The organism is Arthrobacter sp. H14 (assembly GCF_000520495.1).
Lineage (GTDB): Bacteria > Actinomycetota > Actinomycetes > Actinomycetales > Micrococcaceae > Arthrobacter_C.
Genome location: NZ_KI914621.1, coordinates 101,322 through 112,133 on the forward strand (window position 1 = coordinate 101,322; position 10,812 = coordinate 112,133).

Genomic DNA, 10,812 nt, shown 5'->3' on the forward strand with positions numbered 1-10,812 from the left:
CCCGCGGGTGCCGCTCCAGACGTCAGTTGCTCCCACTCGTCCAGGAGGCTGGAGTCTACCTGGCGGACCAGTTCACCAAGCCAGGCAATTATGTCTTCCAGGTCTTCCCTCAGCGCTTCAACGGGAACAGTCTGGCGCAACGCCTTATAGCCGTCGGCCAGATAGCGCAGCACAATGCCCTCGGAGCGTGAGAGCTGATAGAAAGCGACGAATTCACCGAAGTTCATTGCGCGTTCGTACATATCCCGGATGACAGATTTGGGCGAGAGTTCGAAATCCGCGACCCACGGTGCACCTTGGCGGTACACATCGAAGGTCTGGTGGAGCAGGTCGGCCAGCGGCTGGGGATAGCTCACCTCGTCCAGCAGTGCCATTCTTTCCTCATATTCGATGCCTTCGGCCTTCATCGAGGCAACCGCTTCGCCGCGGGCCTTGGACTCTTGAGCCCGCAGGACCTGGCGGGGTTTCTCGAGGATGGCCTCGATTGCCGAGACGACGTCGAGGGCATAGCCGGGTGATTCCGGATCGAACAGCTCCAGGCTGGCCAGCGCGAAAGGCGACAATGGCTGGTTCAGCGCGAAATTTGCCTGCAGGTGCATGGTCAGGCGGACACGTCGTCCCGAAGGCTCGGGGTCCGGTATCCGTTCCACGATGCCGGCAGTCAGGAGTTCACGGTAAATGCCGAGTGCCTTGCGAATCAGCCGCAGCTGGACCGGGCGGGATTCGTGATTCTCCGTCAGCAGCCGGTGGGCCGCCGGGAACGGATCGCCGGGCCGTTCCAGCAAGTTCAACAACATCGAGTGCGTGACCGTGAAACTCGACGTCAGAGGTTCCGGAGCCGATTCGACCAGCCGTTCAAAGGTCGGCTTGCCCCACGAAACGAAACCCGACTGAGGCTTCTTCTTCACGACCTGCCGCAGTTTCTTCTGGTCTTCCCCGAATTTCGCCTTTGCCTTGGCCATCGCCTTGGCGTTTTCGACGACATGCTCGGGAGCCTGGACGACGACGGTGCCTGCGGTGTCGTATCCCGCACGGCCCGCCCGGCCGGCAATCTGGTGAAACTCCCGGGCGCTGAGCAGGCGGGTGCGGACGCCGTCGTACTTGCTTAATGCTGTCAGCAGCACCGTGCGGATGGGGACGTTGATGCCGACGCCGAGGGTATCCGTTCCGCAGATCACCTTAAGCAGGCCGGCCTGGGCGAGTTGCTCGACGAGCCGCCGGTATTTGGGCAGCATCCCGGCATGGTGCACGCCGATGCCATGACGCACCAGCCGGCTCAGGGTCTTGCCGAATCCCGCGGCGAAACGGAATCCGCCAATGAGCTCGGCGATCCTGTCCTTTTCCTCACGGGTGCAGACGTTGATACTCATCAGGTTCTGCGCCCGTTCTATCGCTTCCACCTGGCTGAAGTGCACCACATAGATCGGCACCTGCTTGGTGGAGAGCAATTCCTCGAGCGATTCGTGGATTGGCGTTTCGACGTAGTAATAGTGCAACGGGATGGGCCGCTCGGCTGAGCTGACCGTCACCGTCGGCAGTCCGGTGCGGGTGGTCAGCTCGTCTTCGAAACGGCTGACATCGCCAAGGGTTGCCGACATGATGAGGAACCGGGCCTGGGGCAGTTCCAGCAGTGGGACCTGCCAGGCCCAGCCACGCTGCGGATCGGAGTAGAAGTGGAATTCGTCCATGATGACGGTTCCGAGTGCGGCGTCGGCGCCCTCGCGCAGCGCGATATTGGCGAGGATTTCGGCGGTGCAGCAAATGATGGGCGCATCCTGGTTCACACCGGAGTCGCCGGTGATCATCCCGACGTTCCCGGCGCCGAATATCTCGCACAGGGCAAAGAACTTTTCGGAGACCAGGGCCTTGATGGGCGCTGTGTAATAGCTGCGCTGCCCGGCGGACATGGCATCGAAATGCGCCGCCACGGCCACCAGGGATTTCCCTGAACCCGTTGGCGTTGCCAGGATGACGTTGGATCCGGAGACGAGCTCCATGACTGCCTCGTCCTGGGCAGGGTAGAGCTTGAGGCCGCGGCTCTCGCTCCATTCCAGGAAGGAGGTATAGACGTCATCGGGTGTGGGCAGTGTCCCCACGCTGGCGGAAGGCACACTTTCAGCTAAGTTCATCTATTACAGAGTATCCGTCCACTGGCGACAAAGTTCTGCGCCGGTGGGAAACAGGACACCGGCGGGCGGCGGCGGGCCGGAGAACGGTGCGGACCGAGGTGCAGAGTAGGGTGGAGCCATGAGATGGGATCCGGACCGGTACGCTATGTTCGGCGACTACCGTGACCGTCCGTTCTTCGATCTGACCGGCCGGATCGCCGCGGCAGCACCGCGCCGGGTCGTGGATCTGGGCTGCGGACCGGGCAATCTGACTGTTACGCTGGCCAATCGCTGGCCACGCGCGGAGGTACTCGGCATCGACGCATCGCCGGACATGATCGAACGCGCGGAGGCTGCGCACGACACGGCAAATGTGCACTTCCAGCGCGCCGATGTCCGGGAATGGGACGCAACAGGGGCCGACGTCGTCGTTTCCAATGCCCTGCTGCAATGGGTGCCGGGACATCAGGAACTGCTGGCCAAATGGCTCGATCAGCTCGCACCTGGAGGTTGGCTGGCATTTCAGGTACCCGGCAATTTTGATTCCCCCTCCCACGCACTAATGCGAAGCCTCGCTTCCTCCCCGCGGTGGCAGTCCAAACTGGGGTCGGTGCTGCGCCACAACGACGCCGTCGACGGGCCAGGGGAGTATCTGCAGTTAATGCTCGACGCCGGCTGCCGGGCCGACGCTTGGGAGACGACTTATCTGCAGTTGCTGGACGGGGATAATCCTGTGCTGGACTGGGTGCGGGGCACCGGACTTCGACCTGTGCTGGATGTCCTGAGCGCGGAAGACGCCGGCGACTTCGAGGCGGAGTACGGCTCCGCGTTGCAGGAAGCCTACCCGCCGGGCGAACACGGTACGGTGTTCCCATTCCGGCGGATTTTCTGCGTCGGGCGGAAGAAACCGTGAACCGCACTATCAGTTGAAACAGTCGCGTCGAAGCCGCGGCCACCAGGCCGCGCGGAGGAGGCATAGATGAACGACCTTGAAGAGATGCCCGAAGACTGGCAGCGGGCACTTGTCCTGATGGCACACCCTGACGACCCTGAATATGGTGCCGGTGCTGCGGTGGCTGAATGGACGGCTCAGGGCAAGGAGGTTGCCTATACTTTGGCGAGCAAGGGGGAGGCCGGCATCGAGGGAATGCCGCCGGCTGAATCTGCCCATGTCCGGGCGGAGGAGCAGCAGCGGGCATGTTCGCACGTTGGAGTGGATAACCTGCGTTTCCTGGATTATCCGGACGGCCGGATCGAAGAAGGCCTCCAGCTGCGCCGCGACCTCGCACGCGAGATCCGCCGCTCGAAGCCGCAGTTGGTGATCACGCTCAACCACCATGAGACGTGGGGACCGGGGGCTTGGAACAGCGCCGATCACAGGGCTGTCGGCCGGTCGGTTCTGGATGCAGCTGCCGACGCCTCGAACGGTTGGATCTTCGAGGAGCTCAGTGATGAGGGTTTCGCGCCTTGGGACGGCGTCCAGTGGGTGGCAGTGCTCTCTATGCGGCCGACTCACTATCTTGAGGTCTCCGGGGAGAGCTTGGAGCGGGCCGTCAGTTCACTTGCCGAGCACAAGCGGTACCTGGAGGCGTTGAGCCCGGGCCCTGTCCGCGAGCAGGCGCAGCGCCAAGTGGAGATGGTGACCGGCGGACCCGGGGCGAAGCACCACCGTGTCGGTTTTGAACTTTACAGTTTCTGAGCGATTCAGGTCCTGAGCCGGCGGGCGGTTACCAGCCGCGTTCTTTCCACTCCTGCAGGTGCGGCCGTTCGGCGCCGAGGGTCGTTTCCGCACCGTGGCCGGGGTGGACCACGGTATCGTCATCGAGCACGTCGAAAACCCGGGTGACGACGTCGTTATAGAGCGACTCGAAGCGTTCCGGATCCTGCTGTGTGTTGCCCAGGCCGCCGGGGAAGAGTGAGTCACCGCTGAACAAGTGCGCGGGGCCGTGCGGATCCCGGTAGAGGTACGCCACCGACCCTGGTGTATGCCCACGCAGTTTGATGGCCTCCAACGTAAAACCGTCAAATTCGCCCAGATCGCCATGCTCGAGCAGGACATCGGTTGGAACAGGCAGCTCGGGGGCGTCCTCGCTGCCCGCGGCGGTGCGGGCCTGTGTTACCTGGTGGACCTTTCCGAGTGCCTGCACATGGTCGTGATGGCTATGCGTCGTGGCGATCAGGACCAGATGTGCAGCGGGGGAGTCCTTTTTGCCCGATTCGATCAGCTCCAGGACGGAATCCGCCTCGTTCGCTGCATCGATGAGCGCCTGGGCACCTGATGACTTTGACGTCAGCAGGTAGACGTTGTTGTCCATCGGCGCGACGGAAATGCTACGGATAGTGATTTCAGCCAAGTCATACATTCCACCAGCATAACCGCCTCACTACCGCCGATTGCGTGGGGCAACAACATACTTTGCAGACGCAGGTTCCTACTGCCGTCCCTGCATGCCACAATTTGTCTGAACATGCCTCTACAGGAAGCGGAACGCAATGAGTATGGGCACCGACGGAAATCCCGGTGAACTTGACTGGCTCGTGGTCGACGAATCCTCCGCCATCCCGCCTTATGAGCAGATCCGGCGGCAGATCGCCGAAGCGGTGCACAGCGGCAGACTCGTCGTCGGCACCAAGCTCCCATCCGTGCGGGCACTCGCGTCCCGGCTCGGCCTCGCCGTCAATACTGTCGCCCGTTCCTACCGTGAACTGGAACAGGCAAAGCTCGTCGAGACGCGCTCGCGGGCGGGCACGGTTGTTGCTGCGGGAACAGATCAGGACCGGCTTCGGTTAGCACAAGCGGCGGCGGCCTACGCCGACGTCGTCCGAAGCCAAGGTGCAAGCCCCGCCGAGGCGGTTGCAATGCTGAACGCGGCGATGGACGCAGCAAATTTTCGATTAGAGTGAGTGCGTGCCAAAAGCTATGACAGTGCCGGCTCCGGCTGGCCCCCAATCCTATTCCGCCACCGACCTGTCCCGCCTGGTCGTTAAGGGCGCCCGGGAACACAACCTCCAGAATGTGGACCTTGATCTGCCCAGGGACGCCATCATCGTCTTCACCGGGTTGTCTGGATCAGGCAAGTCCTCCCTGGCCTTCGATACCATTTTCGCCGAAGGCCAACGGCGCTATGTCGAGTCGTTGTCCGCCTACGCCCGGCAGTTCCTCGGCCAAGTGGATAAACCCGACGTCGACTTCATCGAGGGACTGTCGCCTGCAGTATCGATCGATCAGAAGTCGACGAGCAAGAATCCACGTTCGACTGTCGGCACCATCACCGAAATTTATGACTACATGCGGCTGCTCTGGGCACGCGTGGGACGGCCGTACTGTCCGGTCTGCGGTGAGCCCGTCACCCGGCAGACGCCACAGCAGATCGTCGACCAGCTGCTCGAGCTCCCTGAAGGAACCCGTTTCCAGGTGCTGGCTCCGGTGGTCCGCGGACGGAAGGGCGAGTTCGTCGACCTATTCGCCGAGCTTTCCTCCAAGGGCTACTCCCGCGCACGGGTGGACGGCAAAACGATCCAGCTGTCAGAGCCGCCGTCGCTGGGCAAGCAGTTCAAACACACCATTGAAGTGGTGGTCGACCGTCTGGTCAGCAAGGACGGTATCCGACAGCGGCTGACGGACTCCGTGGAGACTGCCCTTGGTCTCGCAGAGGGCCGCCTGCTCGTCGACTTCGTGGATCTGGATGACGATGATCCGGGCCGGATCCGGCCGTTCTCCGAGAACCTCGCCTGCCCGAATGAGCATCCGCTCGCCATCGACGAGATCGAGCCAAGGTCGTTCTCCTTCAATAACCCCTTTGGGGCCTGCCCCGTCTGTACCGGCCTTGGCTCCAGGCTTGAGGTCGACGAGGATCTGGTGGTTCCCAACCCGGATATGTCCCTCGCCGAAGGGGCCATCGCGCCCTGGGCCCTGGGTACGGCAACGCTGCAGTATTGGACCCGGCTGTTGACCGGACTGTCCAAGGAGCTCGACTTTTCCGTGGACGTTCCATGGCACAAGCTTCCGGAGCCAGTGCGGCAGGCCGTGTTGTACGGCAAGGACCACAAGGTGGTTGTGCAGTATCGCAACAGGTTCGGGCGAGAGCGTAAGTACAGCACCGGCTTCGAAGGCGCGGTGCAGTACATCCAGCGGAAGCACCTGGAAACAGAGTCCGACCATGCACGGGACCGCTACGAGCAGTACATGCGTGAAATTCCCTGCCCGGAATGCGGCGGTGCCCGACTGAACCCTGCCTCGCTGTCGGTCCTGATTGACGGCAAGTCAATTGCCGAAGTGGCAGCAATGCCGATGCGGGATTGCGCAGCATTCCTCAATGACCTTTCCCTGACGGACCGTGAAGCGCACATCGCCCATCAGGTGCTCATCGAGATCCAGGCCCGGCTGAGGTTCCTGCTCGACGTCGGTCTCGACTACCTCAACCTGGAGCGCGCCGCGGGCACGCTGTCCGGCGGCGAGGCACAGCGCATCCGCCTGGCGACGCAGATCGGCTCCGGCCTGGTCGGGGTCCTCTACGTGCTGGACGAGCCCTCCATCGGCCTGCACCAGCGGGACAACCGTCGCTTGATTGAGACGCTGACCCGGCTTCGCGATCTGGGCAATACGCTGATCGTCGTCGAACATGACGAGGATACGATCAATCAGGCGGACTGGATCGTCGATATTGGACCCGGCGCCGGCGAGCACGGCGGCCAGGTGGTGCACTCCGGTTCCTACGAGGACCTGCTGACAAATGAGCGGTCCCTGACCGGCGACTATCTCTCCGGCCGGAAGCAGATCGCCATTCCGGCGAAGCGGCGCAAGGTCGACAAGAGCCGCCAGCTCAAGGTCATCGGAGCGCGCGAGCACAACCTGAAGAATGTCGATGCCACCTTCCCGCTGGGAGTGTTCACCGCGGTGACCGGCGTCAGCGGCTCCGGAAAATCCACCCTCGTCAATGACATTCTCTATAAGTCGCTGGCGAACAAGCTCAACGGGGCAAAGCAGGTGGCCGGGCGGCACAAGAAGATCGACGGGCTGGAACACCTGGACAAGATCATCCATGTCGACCAGAGCCCGATTGGCCGCACGCCGCGGTCGAACCCGGCCACCTACACCGGTGTCTTCGACAACATCCGCAAACTGTTCGCGGAAACCACCGAGGCGAAGGTGCGCGGCTACCTGCCGGGCCGCTTCTCCTTCAACGTCAAAGGCGGCCGCTGTGAAGCATGCTCCGGCGACGGCACCCTGAAGATCGAGATGAACTTCCTGCCCGACGTTTATGTGCCCTGCGAGGTATGCCACGGTGCGCGTTACAACCGGGAGACCCTGGAGGTTCACTACAAGGGCAAGACGATTGCGGATGTGCTCGGCATGTCGATCGAGGAGGGAGCCGAGTTCTTCGCCGCCTTCACCCCGATTGCCCGGCACCTGCGCACGCTTGTCGACGTCGGACTCGGTTACGTCCGGCTGGGTCAGCCTGCCACCACGCTCTCCGGCGGTGAAGCACAGCGCGTCAAGCTGGCGAGTGAATTGCAGAAGCGGTCGAACGGGCGCAGCATCTATGTCCTGGATGAGCCGACGACGGGCCTGCATTTCGAGGACATCCGAAAGCTGCTGATGGTCCTGCAGGGTCTTGTCGACAAGGGAAACACCGTCATCACCATCGAGCACAATCTCGACGTCGTTAAGAGCGCCGATTGGGTCGTGGACCTGGGGCCCGACGGCGGATCCGGCGGCGGGAAAATCGTTGCGACCGGGACCCCGGAGAAGGTCGCTTCCTCCCCGGACAGCCACACCGGAACCTTCCTCGCCGAGGTCCTCGGCTGATATATTCCCGGGACGGCATGCTGGTTTCGCCGCTGCTGAAGGATCGTGAGAAACTAAGCCGTCAGGAAAGACGGGGTGCAAGGAGGCGGCGTGGCGTTTTACGATCTGTCGCGCTCTTCCACCCGGGGTCTGCTGGCTTCGCTCTGCCGTCCCACGATTGAAGGTCTGGAAAACTTCCCGGCCGACGGCCCGGTGATCGTTGCTCCGAACCATCTCTCGTTTCTGGACAGCGTCATTGTCCAAGCCTTGATGCCGCGGAAAGTAGCATTCTTTGCCAAGGCGGAATATTTTACGTCCAAGGGTCCAAAGGGTGTGCTGTGGCGCTGGTTCTTTAATGGCGTCGGCTCCGTTCCAGTGGAGCGCGGCGAACAGGCGGCCAGCGTGGCTGCGCTGAAAACCGCGCTCGGAATCCTGGAGAACGGTGATGCTTTCGGGATTTATCCCGAAGGGACCCGTTCCCGTGACGGCCGGTTGTACCGGGGACGCACCGGAGTCGGCTGGCTCGCGCTGACAACGGGCGCGCCCGTTCTTCCGGTGGGTTTGATCGGCACCGAAAAACTGCAGCCGGCGGACAAAATGATGATCAAGCCGCAGCACTTCACCATGAGGATCGGGCAGCCGCTGTACTTCGACAAGCTCGGCCTGGACCATTCGTTGCCCGCCCGGCGTTCGACCACCGACCAGATTATGGAAGAGATCGCTGCCTTGACCGGACAGGAACGGGCGGCGACGTACAACCAGAGCAAGTCTGCCGGCTGACTGCCTGTTCCGCGGGGGAATCAACGTTCCGGCGCCGGTTTTATTAGGATGGAATAGTGGCAGATCCAGTCAGTTACCGCCCTTCAACGGGCGAAATCCCGACTAACCCGGGTGTGTACCGCTTCCGTGATGAGCACGGGCGGGTCATCTACGTGGGCAAGGCCAAAAACCTGCGGTCGCGGCTCAATTCATACTTCGCCAGTCCTCAAGGGCTGATGCCCAAGACGCGCGCCATGGTCTTCAGCGCCGCGAGTGTCGAATGGACGGTGGTGGGCAGCGAACTTGAGGCGCTGCAGCTGGAATTTACCTGGATCAAGGAATTCAACCCACGGTTCAACATCGCCTTCCGGGACGATAAGTCCTATCCCTATCTGGCAGTCACGATGGGTGAGAAGTTCCCCCGGGTCCAGGTGATGCGCGGTGACCGGCAGCGCGGAACACGTTATTTCGGCCCCTACAGCCAGGTTTGGGCCATCCGCGAGACGGTGGACACGCTGCTGCGGGTCTTTCCCGTCCGGACATGCAGCAATGGTGTCTTCAACCGTGCACAGCGCAGCGGCCGGCCCTGCCTTTTGGGCTACATCGATAAGTGTTCGGCGCCCTGCGTGGGCCGTATTTCCCCGGAGGACCATCAGGCGCTGGCAGCGGAATTCTGCGCCTTCATGTCCGGACAGGCCAAGCAGTTCATCAGCAGCCTGGAAAAGCAGATGGCCGCAGCCGTCGCCGAATTGGACTATGAGCGGGCGGCCACCTTGCGGGATGACCTCGCGGCTCTGCGCAAGGTGTTCGAGCGGAACGTGGTCGTCCTCTCCGAGGAAACAGATGCGGACATATTCGCGCTCAGCGGTGATGAGCTTGAAGCGGCGGTCCAGGTATTCCATGTCCGCGGCGGCCGCATCCGCGGGCAGCGCGGCTGGGTGGTCGAGAAGGTCGAGGACGCGAGCGACGCCGACCTCATCGAGCACCTGATCCAGCAGGTCTACGGGGAAGCGACCGCCGCCAGCCACAAGATACCCCGCCAGATCCTGGTCCCTGAGCAACCGGCGAATGCTCCCGAACTGGAACAGTGGCTGCAGGGGTTGCGCGGCTCCAAAGTCGCCGTCCGGGTGCCGCAGCGTGGCGACAAGGCCGCCCTGCTGAGGACCGTCCACGAGAACGCCGAACAGGCGCTGCGGCTGCACAAGTCCAGGCGCGCGGGGGATTTGACCACCCGCTCGGCCGCCCTGCAGGAGCTTCAGGAGGCCCTCGAGGTTCCGCTCCCACTGATGCGCATCGAGTGCTTTGACATTTCCCACGTATCCGGAACCAACGTCGTCGCGTCCATGGTCGTCGTCGAAGACGGTCTGCCGAAGAAATCCGATTACCGGAAATTCTCCATTACCGGTGATGCGGCGCGTGACGATACGTCGGCCATGTACGACGTCATCAGCAGGCGCTTCCGGAACTATCTCTGGGAGAAAGACGCCGTCGCCGAGGTGGCCGCCGGGAGCAAGGGGGACGACGGCGGAGCATCGCCTTCCGCCGGCAGCGTACCGATGGGTGAAGAGGCAGCCCAGCAGGCGGGCATCCGGATGGACACGACGACGGCGGCCCCCAGGGCGAAGTTCGCCTACCCACCGAATCTGGTGGTGGTCGACGGCGGCCAGCCGCAGGTCGCCGCTGCGGCCCGGGCGCTCGAGGATCTGAACATTGACGACGTCTATGTCATCGGATTGGCCAAACGGCTGGAGGAAGTATGGGTTCCGCACAGCGATTTTCCCGTCATCCTCCCAAGAGCTTCCCAGGCGCTGTTCCTGCTGCAGCGCGTGCGGGATGAGGCGCACCGGTTTGCCATCACATTCCACCGGCAGAAGCGCGGCAAGTCGATGACGGTTTCCGCCCTCGACGCCGTCGCCGGCCTTGGTCCCGCAAAGCGCAAGGCACTGCTGAAGCACTTCGGCTCCGTCAAGAAGATTAAACAGGCCGATCTCGAGCAGTTGCAGGACGCTCCAGGTATTGGACCTGCGCTCGCGGAGACCATCCACCAACAGCTGGGTGCCGCCTCCGAAACCGCCGTGAACATGACGACAGGTGAAATCGTCGAACCCTGAGGGTGGGCAACGTTCGACCGCCGCTGCCGAACGGCTAGGCTTGGTG

The 10,812-nt window shown here is 62.7% G+C and carries 8 protein-coding genes; 6 read left to right on the forward strand and 2 right to left on the reverse strand.

Annotated features, from left to right (window positions below; translation table 11 throughout):
* Window positions 1–2,129: DEAD/DEAH box helicase (locus Y707_RS23005; protein WP_035780050.1), on the reverse strand; the 2,129-nt coding region annotated here is incomplete at its 3' end.
* Between the two features lie 118 nt (window positions 2,130–2,247).
* Between Y707_RS23005 and Y707_RS0102775 the strand changes: the two genes are divergently transcribed.
* Window positions 2,248–3,021: a trans-aconitate 2-methyltransferase gene (locus Y707_RS0102775; protein ID WP_026533941.1), complete on the forward strand. Its 774-nt coding sequence runs from the start codon at window positions 2,248–2,250 to the stop codon at window positions 3,019–3,021.
* 66 nt (window positions 3,022–3,087) lie between these two features.
* Window positions 3,088–3,807, forward strand: a complete 720-nt coding sequence (locus Y707_RS0102780) for a PIG-L deacetylase family protein (protein ID WP_026533942.1) — start codon at window positions 3,088–3,090, stop codon at window positions 3,805–3,807.
* A gap of 28 nt (window positions 3,808–3,835) precedes the next feature.
* Here the strand turns inward: Y707_RS0102780 and Y707_RS0102785 are convergent, their stop codons facing one another.
* Complete coding sequence (locus Y707_RS0102785) at window positions 3,836–4,471, reverse strand: MBL fold metallo-hydrolase (RefSeq protein ID WP_026533943.1); 636 nt, start codon at window positions 4,469–4,471, stop codon at window positions 3,836–3,838.
* A gap of 130 nt (window positions 4,472–4,601) precedes the next feature.
* Between Y707_RS0102785 and Y707_RS0102790 the strand changes: the two genes are divergently transcribed.
* The 4 genes from Y707_RS0102790 to uvrC all read left to right on the forward strand — a co-directional run bounded on the left by Y707_RS0102790 (window position 4,602) and on the right by uvrC (window position 10,766).
* On the forward strand, window positions 4,602–5,012 hold the full coding sequence (locus Y707_RS0102790; RefSeq protein WP_081744571.1) for a GntR family transcriptional regulator: 411 nt from the start codon (window positions 4,602–4,604) through the stop codon (window positions 5,010–5,012).
* 16 nt (window positions 5,013–5,028) lie between these two features.
* On the forward strand, window positions 5,029–7,917 hold the full coding sequence (uvrA, locus tag Y707_RS0102795) for an excinuclease ABC subunit UvrA (RefSeq protein ID WP_035780053.1): 2,889 nt from the start codon (window positions 5,029–5,031) through the stop codon (window positions 7,915–7,917).
* Between the two features lie 90 nt (window positions 7,918–8,007).
* Window positions 8,008–8,676: a lysophospholipid acyltransferase family protein gene (locus Y707_RS0102800; protein ID WP_026533946.1), complete on the forward strand. Its 669-nt coding sequence runs from the start codon at window positions 8,008–8,010 to the stop codon at window positions 8,674–8,676.
* 56 nt (window positions 8,677–8,732) lie between these two features.
* Window positions 8,733–10,766: an excinuclease ABC subunit UvrC gene (uvrC, locus tag Y707_RS0102805; protein WP_026533947.1), complete on the forward strand. Its 2,034-nt coding sequence runs from the start codon at window positions 8,733–8,735 to the stop codon at window positions 10,764–10,766.
* Window positions 10,767–10,812 lie beyond the last annotated feature (46 nt).